We start from the raw sequence: 20,960 nt of genomic DNA, 5'->3' as shown, positions 1-20,960 counted from the left end.
GTCCGACTTATACCCCCAAATTTGATGTTTTCAAATTTTTGTCATCTACTTAAGTCATTCTTAAATCGTCAAGTCTCACTATAGACCGTGGTGAATACGCGGAACCAACGTGCCGGGTACAGCAAACCACTACGTTGCTTTCCCACAAGATGTTTCACCATAAGCACCTGTGTAACAAACAATTGATAGACAAGTGAAAGATATGAGGGGTAAAATATGGTACTTATTGGTTCTTCGTCACTTTTGGGGCAGTTCATGTGTTAAAGCTAGTAAATTTATTGCCTAACAAGGTAATGCTTGTCCTATTGAACATGTGTCTTTTGATAGCTTTAATTTTATTCCCTTAAATAAGCTGGTATAGTCTATAGATAAAGATGTTTAGTATATTTTACTGCCCCAAAAGTGACGAAGAACCTACTTATTTTTGATTGTTATCTTAGTTCGGAGAAGTGTATCACCATACAAAGAAGTAAAAATAAGAAGTAATGCCGGATATCATTACATTACTTGTTATACTTCATAACATTACTTGTTATGCTCCGTTACATTACTTGTTATGCTCCATTACAAGTAATGTAATGTACACAAACTTCTATCTAATTAAAGCTAAGGTTAGCATGGTAGAGCTAAGGTTTAGCATGACAATGCTAAGGTTTAGCGACATAAACGTGAACTTTGGCATGCTTACACCTACATGTAAAAAATACCAATCCGGACATATCCTATCATATAAATAAACAGGCTGCAACTAAATGAACCTTCTTTCAGCCGAATATTTCAGTATAAATCATTATGGAACAAAAGTTTAAGCACTGCCTAAAACTACTGAATACTTTTTGATACCGGTACAAATTCATAGAACCACTTACCCTATTATAAATACTTACCATAGGACAAGTAGTTCTAAAAAGAAGATTTTTGATTCCCTTTCAATTAACTCATGAAGCAGGTTCACCTGGAACCTGTATCATTCCAATGGAATAATCTGGTGTTGCCATGACGCAATAGAATGTAGAATCAGTTTCATCAATACAGAAAGATTCAATCCGGACATCTGCCAGAATCTTTCGCACCGGTCTCCCTTCCCAGTCGAAAACTCAAATCTCACTGTTCTACGTCTCTTTTCTTTTAAGTTCAGCGTTCAATAATTCATAATCTTCTACAAGCCCTACAGCATAAATCATACTATCATTAGGCGAAACACAGATTGTTGTCAGGTCTGTATTGCACATAATTTTTCTCTGTAATGTTCCTCCCCAATCAAATACGTAAATTATATTTCCTGTAAAAGTGGATAATCCAGATTCTTCTATAGATCTTCCTGATAACAATGCATAAACATATCTATCTGTTACTGCAATATCAATATAACCTATAAGAATTATAATAACGTAAACTCATAATACAGGATATGAAAGGATTTGCTTCAAGAAAACACTCCCCGATCTTACTTTCTCAGAGTATTCCCTATCCTTGTGAAATCTTAATCAAGCGGTATGACTATAGATGAAGGAAATCGAATAGCTTACTTTGCCCCCTCAAACCCCTAAAACAAATTTTTCCTGTTTGACTATCACATAATACAGACCCGGCAATCGGAAGAGTAAGTATAGTGAATAATACTACTTCTCCGATTGCCGGGTCTTATTGTTTTTTGAACCGCCTCAAGCGATTCTTAATGCATCTTAGTGCGAGTCACAAAAAAGAGATTTGGCAATACCCATTTCCAATCCGCGAAGCTCTGCCAATCCACGAAGGCGCCCGATGCAAGAATAACCAGGATTGGTCTTCTTCTTCAGGTCGTCCACCATCTGATGACCGTGGTCGGGACGCATGGGGATGGAAACTCCGCGACGTTGCTGCATTTCGAGGAAAGCCTTCATAACGTGATACATGTCTACGTCGCCTTCCAGGTGATTAGCTTCGTGGAAGTTACCTTCTGCATCACGTTGCGTGCTACGTAAGTGAACGAAGTTGATGCGGTCGGCAAACTGCTGCATCATGGCAGCGCAGTCATTGGCACTGCTTACACCGAGTGAACCGGTGCAGAGGCACAGACCATTGCTCTTGTTGGGTACAGCATCGATCAAAGCCTGGAAATCGGCTGCACAACTCATGATGCGTGGCAAACCGAGGATAGACATAGGGGGATCATCCGGATGAATAACCAGTTCTACACCTGCTTCGTCAGCTACAGGGCAGATCTCTTGCAGGAAGTAGATCAGATTGGCACGCAGTTTCTCCGGAGTGATGTCCTTGTAGCGATCCAGTTCATGCTGGAACTGTTCCAACGTGAAACTCTCTTCTGAACCGGGCAGACCGGCAATCATGTTACGCACCAACAGTTGCTTGTCGGCTTCCGACATTTGCTCGAAACGGACTTTGGCTTTAGCTTTCTCTTCGTCAGTATAGTCGTTTTCAGCACCGGGACGACGCAACAGGAAGAGGTCGAAAGCCACGAAGGCGGCACGCTCAAAGCGCAGGGCACGGCTACCGTCGGGCAATTCGTAGGCAAGGTCGGTACGCGTCCAGTCCAGTACGGGCATGAAATTGTAGGTCACGATGCTCACGCCGCATTTACCGAGATTACGCAGGCTCTCCTTGTAGTTGTCGATGTATTTCTGGAAGTCTCCCGTCTGAGTCTTGATATGTTCGTGCACAGGCACGCTTTCCACTACAGACCAGCGCAGGCCGACAGCTTCGATCATCTCTTTGCGTTTCATGATTTCTTCTACCGTCCACACTTCACCGTTGGGTATGTGATGCAGGGCATTCACGATACCGGTTGCTCCGGCTTGCTTGATATCCCACAGGCTGACCGGATCATTAGGACCGTACCAGCGCCAGGTTTGTTCACATAATATCATTGTTGTTTGAATTTTTAATGTTCTGTTCTTAATTGTTTTGTTTTCAAATGTCGGGCTTCTACTTCAAAAAAATTAGATGGAGAAAGCATCGAAACCGCCATCTACTACTGACAGGGCACCTGTCACGAAGCTGGAAGCCTCGCTGATGAGGTAGTGGATAGTTCCGAACAGTTCTTCCGGTTCAGCAAAACGTCCGCACGGAGTATGGGCGATGATCGTCTTTGCACGATCAGTATATGAACCGTCCTCGTTAGTCAGTAGGGCACGATTTTGGTTGGTCAACAAGAAGCCCGGAACGATGGCATTCACACGGAGTTCAGGACTGAACTTAGTGGCAAGTTCAGTTGCCATGTAGCGAGTGTAATTGGCAATGGCAGCCTTAGCTGAACCGTAACCTACCACACGGGTCAACGGACGCAGAGCAGATTCGGAACAGAAGTTAACGATAACACCTTTCTTGTTTTTAGCCATTACGTCCACAAATACCATTGTGGGCAGTACGGTGCCGAAGAGGTTCAGGTCTACTACTTTCTTGAAGGCATCCACTTCCAAGTCGAGGATGGTCTTGTCCGGAGCAATAGTGGCACCTGCCATGTTTCCGCCGGCTGCGTTCAGCAACACGTCGATGGTGCCGAAGCGTTCCAATATAGCTTTCTTGTTTTCTTCCAGTACTTCTTTGTTCAGCACGTCCGTTTTCAGGAACATGGCTTCCGTCTTCTGGCTGAGTTCGTCCTCCAACTCTTTACCAAGTTCTTCTACACGGTCCAAGATTACGATTTTAGCACCTTGCTCTGCGAGATAGTTGGCAATGCCTTTTCCTAAGATACCGCAACCGCCAGTTACGATAATTACTTTGTCTTTAATGTCGAATAAGTTTCTCATCTCTTTTTCTTTTTTATAAAGTTATTCTAAATCTCTATGCTACAAAAATAATAGAAAAGTAGTTTGCTCACCATACAAAACGTCTCAAAAAGATGAACTTCTGTCTCAAAAAAAACGATTTGGATCGAATCAATGGTGACAATCTGCCCTTTTCCGCATGTTTATGAATCTCGTGTCCCGAATTTCCATCAACTTTCGTTATTTATGGACGGAAAGCTCTTTTTCTTGTCAATGCTTCCAAATAATAATAGTCGGCATAGTTGAGCGGAACATCAATTTCGCTGCCTGCCGGATGGTGCCCGGTGGAATGAAGCAGAAGGAATCCGTAGGTCGTTCCCGATTCAGCGCGATAATGCTGATTGAGGCTGTCCACTATTTTGTCTGCGATGGCCCGATAACGTTTGCTGTCTTCTGTCGAAACGTAACCGCAAAGTTCGTACAAGGCAGATGCCATGATGGCTCCGGCTGAAGCGTCGTGAGGAACGTTAGGGATGCCGGGAGCTTTCATGTCCCAATAAGGGATCAAATCCTCGGGCAGGTTAGGCAAGCCAAAAAAGAAGTCAGCAATGTGACGTGCCTGTTGCAGATAGGCAGGATTCTTGGTGAAACGATAACACATGGTATATCCGTACAATCCCCATGCTTGTCCGCGGCTCCAGAAAGAGTCGTCGGCATAGCCTTGTGCAGTCTGACGGGCACGGACCTCACCAGTCTCCGGATCATAGTCTACAACATGGAAGGAAGAGTAATCCGGACGGAAGTGATTCTTCATTGTTGTATTGGCATGGTTGACGGCTATCTTCCAGAAGATGGAGTCGCCAGTCTCCTGAGTTGCCCAAAACAGCATTTCCAAGTTCATCAAGTTGTCGATGATGACAGAGTATTTCCATTTGTCACGGTTGTGGTCCCATGAGCGGATACTCTTCACCTTGCTACTGTAGCGGGTTATCAACGTCCGTGCACTCTGCAACACGACATCTTTATAAGAACGTTCGCCAGTCAACTGATAGGCTTTACCGAAACTGTTGTTCATCATGAAACCGAGGTCGTGGGTACCTTTGTGCCACTTGGATTCTTCTATCAGCCAAGTGTTGCTGATGGCTTGCTGACGCCAGAAGTCATCGTGTGTATAAGCATACATCTGCCACAATGAGCCAGGGAAGAAGCCTGAACACCAGTCATGGGGATGTATCATCGCCAGCGAACCGTCTTTGTTGATGCTGCGGGGCGTAACGCGGTGTTTGCATTGATTATCTCCTTCTTTCCTTGCCTTGTCGGCACATTGCAGGGCAAACTGCAATTGTCCGCGGGCAAAAGCATACGCGTTGTCTGTTTCGGTCGGCTGCATATAAAGCAGATTGAAACGGTCATTCGGAGTGAGGATGCGGTTATCGTCGTACAAGCGGAGATACAGTTTGTTACGGGCACTCTTTTCGGGCGTGCTTTCTGAATTTCCAATGTAGATAGCAGTACGGTATAGGTCCTTGCAAAAATTCTGTTGGGCTTCCGTCCAGTTGCCAATTTCCTGATAGGGCCATTCAGCCAAAGGCTTTCCGGTGTATCCTGCCATATAATCCATGGCTTTGTAGAAGTTACGTCCGTCTGCCGAAGTAGCGTTATCCAAATAGATACCTAACTTCTGCGCCATTGTCATAATGTCTATGATATGGGTCAGGTTGTATTGCGAATAGTGGAAGGCACGGGTACGACGTAGTTCACGTGGCATTGTGCCGTCTGGTTCTATCTGTTTGAACAGACGTTTCTCGGGCAGCGCATTAATGATGTCCCGCGCTACATTCAGATTTCCTACATAGAGTGCGAATGAGATGGCTTGCGCATCGAAAGCAATGCTATGGTTGTTGGTAGCTGCGGCTTCGTCTTTACCTTGCTGACTGGTCAGGAGCCAGTCGAGCAGTTTGCCGAACCATGCTTTCAGTTGCTTGGAATCTTTCGAGGTGAACGCTTTAGACTGTTCCAGCAATTGTACGGCGTCCAGCATCTCTATGAAAGAATATGTGTCGATAACCCCGAAGCTCCGGCCTTTGTTATTGTTGTGTCCCATAGCTACCTGAGCATATTCCAAGTGTGGGTTCATGCGCGTATCCTTATTAAAGAACCATACCCGAATCAGTTCAGTCGCCTTTTGAGCATATCTCTCATCGCCGCTGAAGTACCATGCCAAAGCAAGAGTAGTAACACGTCCGGCAGTCTCTCCCAAACGGTTACGGTCGTATTTATCCAACTCAGGATTCGACTCGCCGTCGCGAGTGATATAAGGAAGTCCGTCCGGTTTAGTCGGATCGGGCCAGAAATAACGTGCCAGACTCATGTAGTCGTGTTTGTTTCCGCTGGCGGGCGCTTTTTCTTTCAACATGACGGAAACCGGTTGTACATCCAACAGTTTGTCCGCTTCCAATTTCAGTTCCTGATAGGCCGTTGCATAGAACGGACTTTGTAATGATTGTTTCACTTCCTCCAGATGTGCTTTGTCCCAGATGGACTGTGCATGTATGTTGCTTGCTGCAAACATCAGACTGGCGATAAATAAGCAGATTTTAGCTTTCATGGCATTTTTATTTTGAAGTTAATAAAGTTTTCTGAGTTTTACACCGTTCAAGAAGCTTTTTCCATTCCGGGTAGAGAAACGTATTTCAATTTTATTTCGAAAGTTTGTAATATTGTATCTTTTCCGCAAAGCATGGAAATAACCGCTCTCACGACAAGGGGAAAAGTCTTCTTCGACAGTTTCATCATTAATGATTATGCTGAAACAGTTCTCGCGGCTTTCTACATCAGAATTTCGTCCCAATTGATACGCTGTGGCAGCATTCTCTCGGAACACATCTGTAAAAAGAAATTCTATTTCATAGACTCCGTTGGGAACGTCGAAGCAATAGCTCTCAATGTCGTTGCGAAGAGTTTGAAACAAGGGACCGTCGTTGGTATTCTCAACCTGCGTCTGACTGTTCTTGCTTTCTCCGCCTACATATCCCCAACTGCCCTTCGTATAGGGTTGGTCAGGTACCCAGGTAAGCTGACTTTCATCGGAAGTATAGAAACAGTTGCTACCTACATTGACGGCAAGCTCCAGACTACGTAAGTTGATCCCGTTCAGTTGCGCAGGAACCGGTGTGAAGCTGAGGTGGATGCCGTCTTCGATGATACAGCCACTTCCAGCAATCTCTCTATTCTCAGCTTTGGCGGAAACATAGTGTTCTTTATGGCTGAACGGCATGTCGAAGATAGCGGTGTAGTTCGTTACTTTTTGTTTGCCCAAAGATTTTCCATCGATGAAAAGTTCCACCTCCGGAAGGTTAGTATACACCTTGATCGGTAGCATTACCGGAGTTTCCCCCTGCTGTATACCGGCACGACGGGTCCAATCGCGGCTGGCAATGTGCAACACGGGGATATCCTTTCGCCAAGCTGCCTTGTAGTAATAGTAGACATCCTTCGGAGTACGGTCTGAGTAGACCAGTCCTTTGTTATTGATGCGCGGCATGGACTCGTCACGTAGGGCAGAAGAGAAATCGATGAAATTCCAGTGCGTTCCACCGCAAACGTAAGGTGTCCCTTCCAACACCGGCAGGTAATGCTCCAGATACTTCTGCTGATACTCTATGCTGAAATCGAAGGCTTGCGGTCGTAACGAATGCAGACGTTTGTCAGAACCTGCACCATATTCGCTGACAATCATGGGATGCGAAGGATACATCTTGTGCTGTTCTTCCAAATACCGTTCGAAGCCCGTAAGATCGCCGCCATACCAGCCTTGATACAGATTCCAGCCAACAATATCGGTAATACTGCCCAGTCCGACTTCATTGTAGCTGTTGCTACCATGAAATGCCATCGTGCTGGCACGGGTACTATCTTCCTCTTTCAACACCTCCTCCAGACGTTTGGCAAGTGCCAGTGTACGCTCCAATACAGGTTTCAGCTCTTCTTCTTTCTGGTAACGCCGTTGGGTGACGAGCAGAATTTCGTTCATATATCCCCATGTGATGATGGAGGGATGGTTGTAGTGCTGACGTATCATCTCCCGCAGGTTACGTTCACAGTTCTCTGCATATCCGGGAGTGTCGGGCACGATGTCGATGATGGGTATCTCTTCCCAAGCCAGCATGCCGAGCTTGTCGCACTGTTCCAGCAGGGCATCGTCTTGAGGATAGTGGGAGATACGGATGAAATTGGCACCCATTTCCTTCATCAGTTTCATGTCGCGACGGTGCATCTCGTCCGTCAGTGCTACGCCGATGGGGTTCTGGTCCTGATGGCGGCAGATGCCACGCAGTTTGTAGGGCTTTCCGTTGAGGCTGAAACCTTGTTCGCCGTCAAAACTGAACCAGCGGAAACCGGTGTGGTGATTGCTCCGATCGAGAATGGCTTTTGTCTTTTTATCGCGCAGAATACTTTCTATCCGATAAAGGTAAGGTGTCTCCGGTGTCCACAACAGGGGGAACGCGATGGGAGCAGTCTCGGTACGAAAAGCGTATAATTCTCCGGCCTTTATCTGTACAGACTGTTTTTGGGTCTGGATAACTGTGTCGTCCGGACCATATAGGATATGTTCCAGTTCAAGTACGGCTTTCTGGGGAGCATCATTCTTTATTTCTCCCCGGATAAGTATGGTTCCTTTTTCTTCGGACACCTGCGGGGTACTGATGAAGATTCCGTCCGATCCGTGGTTGGTCAGATGGAAATGCTGTTTGGGGACTGCCGTGAGCCATACATCTCGGTAGATACCGCCAAAGAATGTAAAGTCCGCCGAGATGGGGGGCACGTCCTGCCTGGCATTATCCACGCGGATGGCAAGGGAGTTTGGAGAATCGAACGAGCAAAACGAAGTGATATCGAATGTACAGGCAGTGTATCCGCCTATGTGTTCACCAACTTCCTTCCCATTGATAAAGATAGATGCCGCCTTGCTGGCGGCATCTATCTTTAAGAAAACCTGTTTTCCGTTCCACGTTGAAGGCAGATTCAACGTCCGGCGATACCAGCATACCCCTCGATAATAATCCTTATCTGTATAAGCATCAGTATTCCAGGTATGGGGCAAGTGGACATCCTCCCACTCTCCGTTGTCGGGAGCGATGTCCGGTGCCGTAACACAATCTGCTTTCAGAAACTTCCAACCATCGTTGATGGTACAGGTCTCATGTTGTGCATATATGGGAAGGGAAAAAGATTGTATAAAGACTACAAACAATTTGAAAAATGTAGTCATTGTATGAATGCATTTATTCCTTCTCATGTCGGTATAGCGTATTATTTAATAACTACTGTCACACGATAGTTTTGCGTAAAAATACGCACTGTATACTTATCGGTCTTGTTCTGAACAGTACTTTCCACATCCTGGTTTGACGGTTTGGTTTCCGAATTCGGGTTTGCCGTCAGCAGGTTGAATGCGCCTTTCTTACCGTTCAAAGCCTTTATATAGATGTTCTGGACTCCTTTCTTGGCATTAGGCCATGCCATAGTATAGGCTCCGTCGGAGTTGGGAGAGAGCTTGTTGCCTTGGGCATCCACTATCTCATAGTCTACCCCACACACCAGTTCCGTGCCGTCGTAAGTAATCTGATCCTTGTTGACCTCAGGAGTGGAATAGTATTTCTCTCCTGCCGGTTTCGGGGCTGTATAATAGAATGTCTCTACATCGTAACTGCGTACAAACTCACACCAGAACTGCATCGGGATTTCTATCTTTTCACCCTGATTTACATTATAAGTAACCACATTATTGTTGCCAAGCTTGCTTCCGTCGTATCCCCATACCTGAGGGCCGAAGAAATAGACATGTTCTTGGCTGTGATCGTAATCCCAATCATCGTCTCCGCAAGAGACACATGACAGACAGCACATCATTGCTACAAGTATATTGAATATCTTTTTCATTTGAACTTTTCTTTTTAAAGTTTATACATTAATCACTTTACTTATTTCCAACCGGGGTTCTGAGTTACATTGTTTCCGGAAAGAGTAATTTCTTGCAAGGGAACCGGATAGAGATAATCTTTGGCAGGATCAAACTTACGGTTTTCGGCAAATTCCAGCACATACATGTCATCCTCCTCATAGCGTTGCTTGTTGTTCAGCATGCCACCATTACTGGTAAGACGGTTCTGCAAGTCTTCTTTATCCTTATTTGCTTCCGATGTGTATTTGGCTCCTATGATATCTACGGGTAATACCTTCTCGGCAATTTTCCAACGGATGATATCGTCATACCGCTTGTTTTCGTCAACAAACTCGATAGTACGTTCGCGATGAATCTCTTCCAATATGTTCAGCCCGTTAGCCTGTGCAAAAGCATTGGTCAACTTGGCAGGCATGCCGGCACGTGCACGCAACGCATTGACCGTCTTGTCCAACTGATCATCGCTAATGCTTCCGTTGTATTCGTACAGGGCTTCAGCATACGAAATCAGGATTTCGCCATAACGGATAATCATCTTGTCGGTATACTCCTTGCTGTTAGTTCCCCATTGTACCAAGTCGAAACCTTTTTTCAGATTATAACCATAACGGAATGCGAAAGGAATAAACGCACCTTTATAGGCTTCTTCGCCCACTTTGTAGATAGTCATACCCAGGCGCGGGTCACGGTCAGTGAAGATATCATCATAGCTGGTTTCCGGTGAAACTTTCAACGGAGATTTCTCGCGAGGCAAACCATCTGTATAGAGGAACAGGTCTACGATGTTGCGGGTCAATGAGGCTGCATTCTCCATCTGGCGGCTGTTTCCGTGAGTAGTACTTGCAGCACTTCCATTAGGGCCATACACTTTGACAAAGATATTTTCCTTGTTCTGTCTGCCTTCGGCAACCACTTGGAACAATTGTTCGAAATCAGGATACAAATCGAATTTGCGGCTGTTCATCAGAGATTCCGCTGCATCGATACTCTTTTTCAGATGAGCCTTATAGTCGCAATTAGGCAAGTTATGGTATTTTCCGAAAGTTCCTTCATACAGTCCAACACGTACAATCATAGCTGTAGCAGCCTGTTTAGCTACGTGACCCCAGTTGGAAGTAATCTCACTGGCATCAATGTCCGGTAACCATGTTGCGGCAAATTCCAAGTCTTCGTACACTTGTTTCATGACCTCTTCGCGTGGAGTACGCGGCATTTCCAAGCTTGGGTCTTTGGTATTGTTTACGGCTTTCAGCATCAAAGGTACATCACCGTATTTCTTTACCAATTCAAAGTAATAATAAGCGCGGAAGAAGCGAGCTTCTGCCTGATAACGGTTCAACACGCTCTCGGTCACGTCGGCTTGAGCAGATTTCTCCAAGATGTTGTTGGCTATGAAAATACGCCAGTAAGCATCGGTCCAGGTGCCGCTGGTGGAAGGAATGGTCCAGCTTCCGTCACTTGTACTGTTAGCTGCGCCGTTATTATTCAACTCGTCCGAACGATAATCGTGAGCAAATCCTCCGCCTAAAGCATTATTACCATTCAATTGTTCATAGAAACGGTTGCAGGCACCGCGCAAGTCGTTTTCTGATTTCCAATAGGCCGCATCGGTCATTGTACTTTCGGGAACCAGATCCAGATTACAGCTTGCCATCATCAGGGCAACGGTCCCCATTCCTATTATATGTTTTGCTATATTTTTCATTTACTGTCTAAGATTAAAGAGTGATATTTAAACCGATTGTCCAAGTGCGGAAGAACGGATAGTAATTAGCCGAAGGCTTGTTGCCTACTTCCGGGTCGAATACTTTCAGCATGTTGGTATGTTCCCAAAGGTCATTTCCGTTCACATAAATACGACACTGGTCGATCTTGAATTTCTTCAAAGGAATCGTGTAACCTAAAGAAAGGTTTTTCAGACGGATGTAAGAGGCATCTTGTACCCAACGGTCTGAGGGGTTGTAGTTGAACGTATTGGCACTGAACAGACGAGGCCAGTATGCGTTGGGGTTGTCTTCTGTCCAATAGTCGCGATGGATAGTCCACGGCATATCGGCAGTTCCTGCAAACGGAGCCAGCTGACTGGCTTCGATTAACACTTTACGCTTAGCTACACCCTGGAACATAATTGAGAAATCGAATCCTCTCCATTTCAATCCGAGATTGAGACCGTACATATAACGTCCGTTTGATGAACCCAAATAAACCAAGTCGCCTGGATTATCAGGAGTACCACCTCCAGCGCTAACGGTATGGCATCCGTCGCCTTGTGCCAGATACTTCACGTCACCGCCCGATACTTTCGCATCGTTGAATGACTGGTAACCCGGATGAGCTTTCTTATAGGCTTCATATTCTTCGCGACTCTGCCACAAACCATCGGTCTTGTATCCCCAGATTGTGTTCAAAGGATATCCTTCCAGAATGTCTACCGAACCTGCCGAAATGGCATTTTTTCCGTCGTAATGAGTTACTTTGTTATCGCTGTCGCTCAAGTTGAAGGTGACGTTGTATTCCAGGTCTTTAAACTTATTACGGTAAGAAATTTCAAATTCCCATCCCCATGTCTTCAGGGTTCCTACATTGGATTTCGGTACAGTGATACCTACAATATGCGGCAATGTCACGTCGGCAAGCATGTTGTCGTTCTTCTTCCAATAATAGTCGGCGGTAATGTTCAGTTTATTATTGAACAATCCCATATCCAATCCGACATTGGTAGAGGTGATGATTTCCCAAGTCTTGTCTACAGACGCCATCTCACTCTGATAATAACCGGCTTCACCCATATTGAGACCGCGTGAGATTTTGGCAATGTAGTCGTAAAGTCCTAAGATGGCACCGTTACCCAACTGTCCCCAAGATGCACGAAGCTTGAAATTGGAGATTACCGGCACATCAAACCATTTTTCTTCGTTCACGCGCCATGCAGCGGAGAATGAAGGGAAAGCGTGCCAACGTTTATCCGGAGCCAGACGTGAACTACCGTCATAGCGGACATTGGCTTCCAACAGATAACGGTCGGCAAAATTATAATTGATACGTCCGAAGTAAGACATAATGGCCCATGTCTCAATGTTATCGCTCACCGTTGTGTTAGTAGCTTCTGAATTGTCATAATAGTTAAAGGAGAAGAAATCGTTGTTATTGAGATTCTTCACTGTTCCAGACATTTCATCCTTGCGATAGCGCTCATAAGAAGTACCCGCCATTGCGTCCACTCCATGCTTTTTGAAGTCTCCGTGGTAAGTCAGAAGGGCTTCAAAATTGTCATGATAGTCATTGTTCTTCTTGCGCTCCATCGAGTTGGGGTTGTTGTATTGGAAACGTACAGTCGTACCCAAACGGTCGTTCCAAACTACTGTACGTCTGTTTATGGTCTGGCTATAATAGCCGGCACGACGGCTTGCACTCAATTTCAGACCCAATCCTTTGATGAAATAGTCCTTGATATTTAATTCACCTTTACCTGTGAACGATTCATATTGGCTTTTCGTGATTCCACCGTTTTTCATCAGGTCGATGGCATTCTGCTGCAAGTCACCGTTGTAGGGACTGTCGTTGATATCTTCTTCCGGGTTGTAGATAGGCTGGCGGCCGCGAACACGGAAGAGACGACTCAACAGCCATTTGGAACCGTTCGGGTTCTGCTCCAGGAACTTTCCTTCGTAGCTGGCAAGCATGCTGAGTGAGATGTGTTTGTTCAGTTCAGAATTGATTTTCATGCGCAGGTTGTAACGGTCGTTGCTGTCCGGACCATACTTCAAGATACCGTTCTTGGTATAATATCCTGCCGAAAGTAAGTAGTTCAATTCCTTCTTTCCTCCACTGAGGCTGACATTGTGGCTTTGTTGGGTTGTGAAGTCACGTGTACCCTCTGCCACCCAGTTGGTAGACTGGAAGAGATCCCAACGTCCGTTTGTATTATTCGGACGGTAGTTGAAGTTCGGGTTACCTACCCATGAACTTTGTTCGGGATTCCATTCCGGATTTCCGTTTGCTTGTCGGCGGCTTTCGTTAATCATTTCCTGCTCTTCCCATGCAGTGACACGTTCGGGCATGGCACCGGGGAGGTTGAAGCCTACATAACCGTTATAGTTCAGGCGGACTTTGCCCTCGCTTCCGTTCTTGGTGGTTATCAATACGACACCTGCAGCAGCACGTGCACCATAGATGGCACAGGCGGCAGCATCTTTCAGCACGGATACGGATGCGATGTCGTTGGGATTAAGCAACGTCATGTCGCCTTCCACACCGTCAATCAATACCAATGTAGAGGTTGAGTTTGCCGAAGAGAAACCACGGATACGCATACCGCTTGTTTCAGCTCCCGGCTCACCACTGCTACGCAATACTTGCAAGCCCGGCACTTCGCCTTGCAATGCGGTAAGTACGTCGGTAGTCGGTTTGTTGGCAATCTTGTCCCCTTCGATGGCAGACACGGCACCCGAAAGATTCACTTTCTTCTGTACACCATATCCCACGACCACTACTTCTTGTAAGGTTTTGGAATCTTCAGACAACTTGATGAAACCTTTCACTTCAGAGGCTTTCATCTCCACAGATTTGTATCCTATATAAGAGAATACGACAGTAGAACCTGAAGCCACTTGCAATGTAAAGTTTCCGTCCATGTCTGTGATGGTACCGTTGGTTGTACCCTTTTCCAAAATGGATACGCCAATAAGCGACTCTTGGTTTCCCGCATCCACCACCTGTCCTTTAATGGAGATGCTGTTCTGAGCGAGTGCTCCTAAGCTTGAGAAGAAGAGCATGCAACATATAGGTAATAGTAGTTGCATCATCCTCCAAGAAAAAAAAAATTTTCTCATAATACATAGATTTTAATTAATACTGTTGCGCTTTAAGCACGGACAAAATTAATCGTTTTGGCATTGGATAGAACAAAATCAGCTACATCACAAATTTCTCAAGGAGTATTCTCGACTACATCAGGGTAAAGCAAGCCACGAGCATACATCATTGATTAACAAAGTATTACTAGTTTCAAATTGATACATCAAGCCCTATTTTCCAACCCTTCTTTTTTTATGGAGGAAAATATTGTTTTATGCAAGACTACAGTCTTCTTTACACCATCCGAATAATTTTTCTTTTGTTTTTTTGAATGAAATATTCTATTTTTGCTTCTTACTAAGAATAAAATGTTAACTACTATGATACAAAAACTCTTATGCTTTTATATTCTTCTCATTTTTATATCTCCCGCAAATGCCGGATGGCAACGGCCTGTGAGTAATTATACGCGTCATGTTTATAAAGCAGGCAATCAGAATTGGGACATCCAGCAACACGATAACGGTTGGATCTATTCGGCAAATAATAACGGATTGTTGGAGTTCGATGGTGTGGAGTGGAACATATATCCGATTCATAATGCCAAGACGCGTGCGGTAAAAGTAGGCGACCGTGGAAGGATTTACATCGGTGGAATGGAGCAATTCGGCTATTTCACCCCGAATCATCTGGGTGGACTGGAATACACTTGCCTTTCCGACAGTTTGTCTCCCGATGTGAATGTGGGGATCATCTGGAATATCCTTGTAGACAGGGATCGGGTCTATTTTCAGTCGGACCGGCACTTCTTCTATATGGAAGAAGACGTGATAAAGAAAATCAGCTGTTCATCGAAAATTTACACGTCACTGATATTACATAATAAACTGTATATCGTGACCGACGAAGGTCTATTGGCACTGAATGGAACTGAATTTAGGAAAGTTTCAGAAAGTTCAGGGGTAGGTACTGTAGTCAGAATAGGGGGATTATTGCCTTATAAAGACAGGATGTTGGTTGTAACCTGTGATAATGGACTTTTTCTCTATGACGGCACATCTTTCAAGAAATATCCCACAGTGGCCGAAGAGTTTTGCCGCAAGAATCGGGTATTTTGTGCAGCATTGCAGGATTCACTGCTGGCATTGGGCAGCATTCAGGGTGGAGTGTGCCTGTTGAATCTGGAGACAGATGAAATGGAGGTGATATCTACGGAGAACGGCTTGCAAAACAAAACGGTGTTAAGTATGATGTTTGATAAGGCTGGCAATCTTTGGTTGGGCTTGGACAACGGTATTGACTGTATTCATTTGGATGCGAAGATCACCTCTCTTTATGGGGGCAAGCCGGTGATAGGTTCGGGATATGCTTCCTGCAGTTACAAAGGTAAATTCTATTTTGCTACCAATCAAGGGCTTTACCGTTCTGACCTTCCCGAACAATTGAGTCAGAATAGTTCCATAGACTTTGTACCGGAAACGAGTGGTCAGGTGTGGTCGCTCTATCCTTATGACGACAAACTTTTCTGTTGTTCGAACAACGGTATCTTCATCATGGATGGCGAGCATTTGGAACATCTCAGCAATCCGAAAGGAGTATGGGGAGTGATACCGGTAAGTGCTCGGAAAGATGTATTGATAGCAGGAACATACAGTGGGTTATATCTGTTGATGAAGAAGGGAGAGAGGTGGATTATGGAGAGTTACATCAAAGGCTTTGTCCGCTCATGCAAAGATATGCTGATGGAAGATGCAACCCATACCCTGTGGGTGGGAAACAAGCAGGACGGCATTTCGCGTCTTATCCTGTCGGAAGATTTACGAACGGTAGAAAAGGTAAAAGACTACAACCACACAGACTTCCCACGCGGCTACAATGCCTGCCTGTTGCGTGTGAAGGATGAAATAGTCGTAGCTTCGCACTATGGTCTGTGGCGTTATGACCAGAACCGCGACAGCCTGGAGCCGTACACCTGGCTGGAGCAACTGCTGGAAGGGAAGACTGACTATACCTACATGAAGATAGATTCATTACAGAACATCTGGTATGTGACGGATGGCAGTTTGAAGGTGTTGCATTATGATTCGACAAGAAAAGAATATCGCCGTCTGAACGATGAATTGTTCTTGAAGGGATTACTGATAGAAAACTTTGAAGATGTCTATCTTTATAATGCAGACCAGGCAATTGTAGGAACAGAAGAGGGATTCACGCTGATAAAGACCGACAGCCTACCCTCGCAACGCGCACCGCTGACCTTACAAATCAGAAAAGTATATCTGACGGGGCTGCGCGACTCGCTGATCTATGGACGCAGTTATTTGTATGATACGGCTCCGGTAGTGATTCCTTACGCTCAAAATTCGTTGCGAATAGAGTATAGTGCAAACAATTACAATAAGGCACGAACAGTCTTATATTCATATCGGTTGAACGCGAACGGCGAGAAGGAAGTATGGAGCGAATATAGCGAAAACAACATAAAGGAGTTCACCGGTTTGCACGAGGGTAAGTATGTATTCAGCGTAAAACTACTGACCGATGGAGACCAGGAACCAATAGAGACCTCTTTTGCCTTTGAAATCCTTCCGCCATGGTATCGCACGTGGTGGAGTTATCTTGCCTATTCGATGCTGGTGTTGCTGATGTTCTTCTATATGTACTACCGCATTCAGGAGAGCCGCAAGAAACTGTTGATGCAGAAAGAGTTGGAACTTTACCGACAAGAGCAGAAGTTCCGGGAAGAGAGTGAACTGAAAGATAAGAAGATAGATATCCTGAAAGAAGAGAACCTGCAGGCGGAACTGCGCCATAAGTCGGAAGAGTTGGTTCGTACGACACTCAATATCGTACGTAAAAATGAAATCCTGTTGGACATCAAGAAAGAAGTAGTGGGCATCTCACATGCCATCAATGAAGAGAATCTTATTGCCCTCCGACGGAAGACACTCCGACTGTTGGGGCAGATTGATACGAACATAGGACACGACAATGATTTGCAGGCGTTTCAGAATACATTCGATTCGGTACATCACGATTTCTTCAAGAGATTGGAGAAGGAGTTCCCCGAACTAAACAACAAGGAGAAATTACTTTGTGCCTATATCCAAATGAACCTGATTTCTAAAGAGATTGCGCCACTGTTGAATATCTCTTTACGCGGAGTGGAGATCAGCCGTTACCGCTTGCGGAAGAAACTGAATCTGGAAGAAGGGGAAAACTTGGCTGAGTTCTTACAGAAGTTCTCGAAATAGCTTTTTGAATTTATAAGTTGGTGAATTTGTAAGTTGGTAAGTTGATGAGTTTGTAAGTTGGTGTACTAATAAGAATAACTTAAAAACTTAAAAGCTTAAAAACTCACAAACTCAAAAGCCTAAAAGCTTAAAAACTCAAAGTCTCCCCTTCAACACCAGCACGCTTTCCGGTCCCATGTTGAACAGCAGGTCAACGATACTGAGATTAGGCAAGAAGCCGAGGCGTTCCTGAAAGACCTGATAATAGGGTTGCGGCGTAAACTGTGGATCTTCTTCACGGAAGTTTTTCTTTGGGTGGATGCGTTCGCGGAAGTCATCCTCATTGGCGGTGAAAGAGGTCTTGTAGGCCGTGGTACGCTCCATATCGGGTTGTATGTCTATCAGTGAACAGACAAGGCGGCACAGGTCTTCGTTGAAATCAACCAAGAACTCATACTTCTTCTCATAGAAGGGGCAGAAGTCGTCTTTGTAGTATTCAAAGAAAGGGGTATGATTATAGGCAGATGATAAGGCATTCCAGTGAAGATGGCGCCAGTTGCCGTGGTCGGAGATGCGTATGTCGCGTAGTGGGCACTTGGGCGTATCGGGCTTCACGGTAGGAATGGAAAGAGCCAATTCACCGTCGGGCGCGGCGATGGTGCAACGATTGCGGTAAGTTTGCTTCACGTAATGGTCGTGTTGTTCGATAAATATTTTATCATAGCCGAGTAGTTTGGTGTAATACTCTATCGGGGCGAGATAGGCAGAAGAAAGATATACGGTTTTCATTTTATTCGGATTTTGGATGATTATTCCTCTTTTACTTTACGGGAGTGAAAAAACGTTTCCACCGGTAACCGCTGAACCAGCCCGAGTCTTTCTCTTTGGAGAACCAAATGAAAGATGCCTTGCCGATGATATGGTCTTTCGGAACGAAACCGAACAGCCGCGAATCGGAGAGATTGATGGAATTGTTGGCACCTACCCAGTAGTAGTCCTTGGTAAAACGGCAATACTGCACGGGCTTACCTTCTATGTATAAGGTGTCATTCTTGACCTCGGCATGCTTATGCTCATGCAATACAAGCGTGTTGCGTAGCAATGTCCGGTTCCAGGAACATACGCGTATCGCCTTGCCCTTACCGGGAATAATGAGCGGACGCAACACTTTGGCGGAATCTTCCTCGTTCAGCAGTTCTATACGGCACTCTTCGCTCATGGCTTGCTCCAACAGATAGATCTCGTAGCGACTGAAGCTACGTGCGTTCCGGTTGCTGTCCTGTCCCATCAGATGGTTGTTGCGTATGGAAAGGACAGCAAGCAGGGAATCGAGCTGTTGCTCTTGGCTCCGCGGATAGGTGTACAGGAACTTCTGGTCGGGGGCGTTCTTCCCCGAAGGGACCACGGCAAACAGGGAATCTACCAGCAGGGTATCTCCCGGCAGTCCGATGCAACGGCTGATGAATACCTCACGCCGGTCTATGGTAGATGTCGAAAGATTGGCGGGATTGTTAAAGACGATGATGTCCTCCTTTGGCACGGGACTGTCTTTCCAGCGATGATAACCCCACAGCGACATGAAAGGAAGGCGCAATCCATAACTCCATTTGTTCACCAGGATACGTTCTCCCCGGAACAGGGAGTTTTCCATGCCCGAAGAAGGGATAAGGTAGGAAGTCACAGCACAGCCCCGGAGTAACACTATGACCAGTATTATTCCGACGACTGTTCCTGCTATTTTCCAACCTTTCATTCCTGTTGCCTTTCTTGTGTTTATCCTACCCACTTGAACAGGCGGTTCCAGCGGATCTTTCCGTCAAACCAGCTGCGATCTTTGTCGAGCGACAACCATACGACAAGCGGCTTGCCCACTACATGGTCTTCGGGCACGAATCCCCAAGAACGGGCATCAGCAGAGTTGTGACGATTGTCGCCCATCATCCAGTAGTAGTCCATCTTGAAGGTATATTCGTCGGTCTTCTCGCCATTGATGTAGATGCCATCTTCTTTCACTTCCAACCGGTTACCTTCGTAGGCTCTGATGGGGCGTTCGTAAATAGGCAGGTTATCTTCGGTCAGCTTGATGGTAGCTCCCTTTTTCGGAATCCAGATAGGACCGTAGTTGTTGCGGTCCCACTTGGTATAGAGGTTAAGCGGGTACATCTGTCCGGAGAAGAGTTCCGGTTCCATGATGATGTGGCTGACCAGTTTCTTGTTTCCTGCGAGAGCCTCGTACATCCGCTTCGTCAAAGGCAAGTCGTACGTAGGAGCAAGGCGTCCTTGGGCATCACGATGGTTCAGTCCCAATTCCACAAGCAGACCTTCGTTGGAGATCAGCGCCTGGTCATCCTTGCTGATACCGAGTTCGCGGAACATCTCTTCGGTGATGTACGGGCCTGTGGTCTGTACCAAGTAGTTGAGCTGCATCTCTTCGGGATTTTCAAGGGGTTTGCCGTCAATGTAGACTTGGGCGTCTTTGATTTCCAGTGTATCGCCCGGCAGTCCGACACAACGCTTCACGTAGTTCTCGCGGCGGTCTACGGGACGGACTACAATATCGCCGTACATGCGGGGATTGGAACGTATCAGGTTTCTTCCGGCGTTGTAGTAAAGGTCGTAGACGGCACGTTGCTGCTGACGGGTCAAACTATCCATGTTCACGGGATTGGGGTAGAGACGCTGTCCCTCAGTATAGGCAAGGGTATAGAAGTCCGTCTGCTGGAAGTTGGTGGCTACGGTATCTCCGGCAGGAAAGTTGAAGACGACGATATCATTCCGCTTCACTTTCCCTAAACCCGGCACACGTTTGTATGCCCATTGTGGCCATTCGATGTATGATTTCGTATTCAGCACGGGCAGGGTATGTTGTGCCAAGGGCATGGAAAGCGGCGTGTTCGGCACGCGCGGACCGTAGCTCAACTTGCTTACGTAGAGGTAATCGCCTACCAGCAACGATTTCTCCAATGAAGAAGAAGGGATCTGGTAGTTCTGGAAGATATAGATATTGACGAAGTAGACAGCCACCAGTGCGAACACGATGGCATCTATCCAGCTCATAATGCTACGTACGGTGGGGTTCTTGGCTTCCTTCCAGAAGTTCCAAGGAATCTTCTTGCTGATGTAAGCATCGAAGATGAAGGGCAGGACAATCAGTCCCAACCAACTTTTCACCCATATCAGGAAGGCAAGGTAGAGTACGGTGACAACTGCAAACTTAATCCATTGGGTGCGGGTTGCTTTTCTCATTTTCAGTTTGAT

Annotated in this window: 12 protein-coding genes; 1 reads left to right on the top strand and 11 read right to left on the bottom strand. The window is 45.8% G+C overall.

The annotated features are described in order from the left end of the window. Window positions 1-1,112: 1,112 nt before the first annotated feature. The 8 genes from QZ323_RS14460 to QZ323_RS09770 form a co-directional block, all read right to left on the bottom strand. Window positions 1,113-1,367, bottom strand: coding sequence for a BF3164 family lipoprotein (locus QZ323_RS14460; protein ID WP_363174940.1), 255 nt, complete (start codon window positions 1,365-1,367; stop codon window positions 1,113-1,115). Between the two features lie 318 nt (window positions 1,368-1,685). Then, window positions 1,686-2,867, bottom strand: coding sequence for a mannonate dehydratase (gene uxuA, locus QZ323_RS09800; RefSeq protein WP_294634471.1), 1,182 nt, complete (start codon window positions 2,865-2,867; stop codon window positions 1,686-1,688). Between the two features lie 72 nt (window positions 2,868-2,939). Then, complete coding sequence (locus QZ323_RS09795; RefSeq protein ID WP_294634470.1) at window positions 2,940-3,749, bottom strand: SDR family oxidoreductase; 810 nt, start codon at window positions 3,747-3,749, stop codon at window positions 2,940-2,942. 202 nt (window positions 3,750-3,951) lie between these two features. Next, on the bottom strand, window positions 3,952-6,315 hold the full coding sequence (locus QZ323_RS09790; RefSeq protein ID WP_294634469.1) for an alginate lyase family protein: 2,364 nt from the start codon (window positions 6,313-6,315) through the stop codon (window positions 3,952-3,954). Between the two features lie 18 nt (window positions 6,316-6,333). After that, complete coding sequence (locus QZ323_RS09785) at window positions 6,334-8,979, bottom strand: glycoside hydrolase family 2 TIM barrel-domain containing protein (RefSeq protein ID WP_294634468.1); 2,646 nt, start codon at window positions 8,977-8,979, stop codon at window positions 6,334-6,336. A 41-nt stretch (window positions 8,980-9,020) separates the two neighbouring features. Further along, entirely contained in the window at window positions 9,021-9,650 is a 630-nt protein-coding gene (locus QZ323_RS09780) for a hypothetical protein (protein WP_294634467.1), read from the bottom strand. A 41-nt stretch (window positions 9,651-9,691) separates the two neighbouring features. Next, window positions 9,692-11,347, bottom strand: coding sequence for a RagB/SusD family nutrient uptake outer membrane protein (locus tag QZ323_RS09775; protein ID WP_294634466.1), 1,656 nt, complete (start codon window positions 11,345-11,347; stop codon window positions 9,692-9,694). A 43-nt stretch (window positions 11,348-11,390) separates the two neighbouring features. Then, complete coding sequence (locus QZ323_RS09770; protein WP_294634465.1) at window positions 11,391-14,504, bottom strand: TonB-dependent receptor; 3,114 nt, start codon at window positions 14,502-14,504, stop codon at window positions 11,391-11,393. Window positions 14,505-14,849: 345 nt separating this feature from the next. On the opposite strand from QZ323_RS09770, the gene QZ323_RS09765 reads away from it, so the two are divergent. Beyond that, on the top strand, window positions 14,850-17,723 hold the full coding sequence (locus tag QZ323_RS09765; protein ID WP_294634463.1) for a transcriptional regulator: 2,874 nt from the start codon (window positions 14,850-14,852) through the stop codon (window positions 17,721-17,723). Window positions 17,724-17,858: 135 nt separating this feature from the next. Here QZ323_RS09765 and QZ323_RS09760 read toward each other — a convergent pair whose 3' ends face one another. Genes QZ323_RS09760 through QZ323_RS09750 form a run of 3 tightly spaced genes read right to left on the bottom strand, consistent with a single transcriptional unit; the run spans window position 17,859 to window position 20,948 of the window. Beyond that, entirely contained in the window at window positions 17,859-18,491 is a 633-nt protein-coding gene (locus tag QZ323_RS09760; protein WP_294634461.1) for a WbqC family protein, read from the bottom strand. A gap of 31 nt (window positions 18,492-18,522) precedes the next feature. After that, on the bottom strand, window positions 18,523-19,455 hold the full coding sequence (lepB, locus tag QZ323_RS09755; protein WP_294634459.1) for a signal peptidase I: 933 nt from the start codon (window positions 19,453-19,455) through the stop codon (window positions 18,523-18,525). Between the two features lie 20 nt (window positions 19,456-19,475). Next, on the bottom strand, window positions 19,476-20,948 hold the full coding sequence (locus QZ323_RS09750) for a S26 family signal peptidase (RefSeq protein ID WP_294634457.1): 1,473 nt from the start codon (window positions 20,946-20,948) through the stop codon (window positions 19,476-19,478). Between the last annotated feature and the right edge of the window lie 12 nt (window positions 20,949-20,960).

The organism is uncultured Bacteroides sp. (assembly GCF_910585845.1).
GTDB lineage: Bacteria > Bacteroidota > Bacteroidia > Bacteroidales > Bacteroidaceae > Bacteroides.
Note: the sequence above shows the minus strand (reverse complement) of the source record. Positions and strands in the feature narration are given on the sequence as shown.

Coding starts and splice junctions, on each gene's coding strand:
- uxuA (WP_294634471.1), bottom strand. CDS start 2,867: ATGATATTATGTGAACAAACCTGGCGCTGGTACGGTCCTAATGATCCG.
- QZ323_RS09795 (WP_294634470.1), bottom strand. CDS start 3,749: ATGAGAAACTTATTCGACATTAAAGACAAAGTAATTATCGTAACTGGC.
- QZ323_RS09790 (WP_294634469.1), bottom strand. CDS start 6,315: ATGAAAGCTAAAATCTGCTTATTTATCGCCAGTCTGATGTTTGCAGCA.
- QZ323_RS09785 (WP_294634468.1), bottom strand. CDS start 8,979: ATGACTACATTTTTCAAATTGTTTGTAGTCTTTATACAATCTTTTTCC.
- QZ323_RS09780 (WP_294634467.1), bottom strand. CDS start 9,650: ATGAAAAAGATATTCAATATACTTGTAGCAATGATGTGCTGTCTGTCA.
- QZ323_RS09775 (WP_294634466.1), bottom strand. CDS start 11,347: ATGGGGACCGTTGCCCTGATGATGGCAAGCTGTAATCTGGATCTGGTT.
- QZ323_RS09770 (WP_294634465.1), bottom strand. CDS start 14,504: ATGAGAAAATTTTTTTTTTCTTGGAGGATGATGCAACTACTATTACCT.
- QZ323_RS09765 (WP_294634463.1), top strand. CDS start 14,850: ATGATACAAAAACTCTTATGCTTTTATATTCTTCTCATTTTTATATCT.
- QZ323_RS09760 (WP_294634461.1), bottom strand. CDS start 18,491: ATGAAAACCGTATATCTTTCTTCTGCCTATCTCGCCCCGATAGAGTAT.
- lepB (WP_294634459.1), bottom strand. CDS start 19,455: ATGAAAGGTTGGAAAATAGCAGGAACAGTCGTCGGAATAATACTGGTC.
- QZ323_RS09750 (WP_294634457.1), bottom strand. CDS start 20,948: ATGAGAAAAGCAACCCGCACCCAATGGATTAAGTTTGCAGTTGTCACC.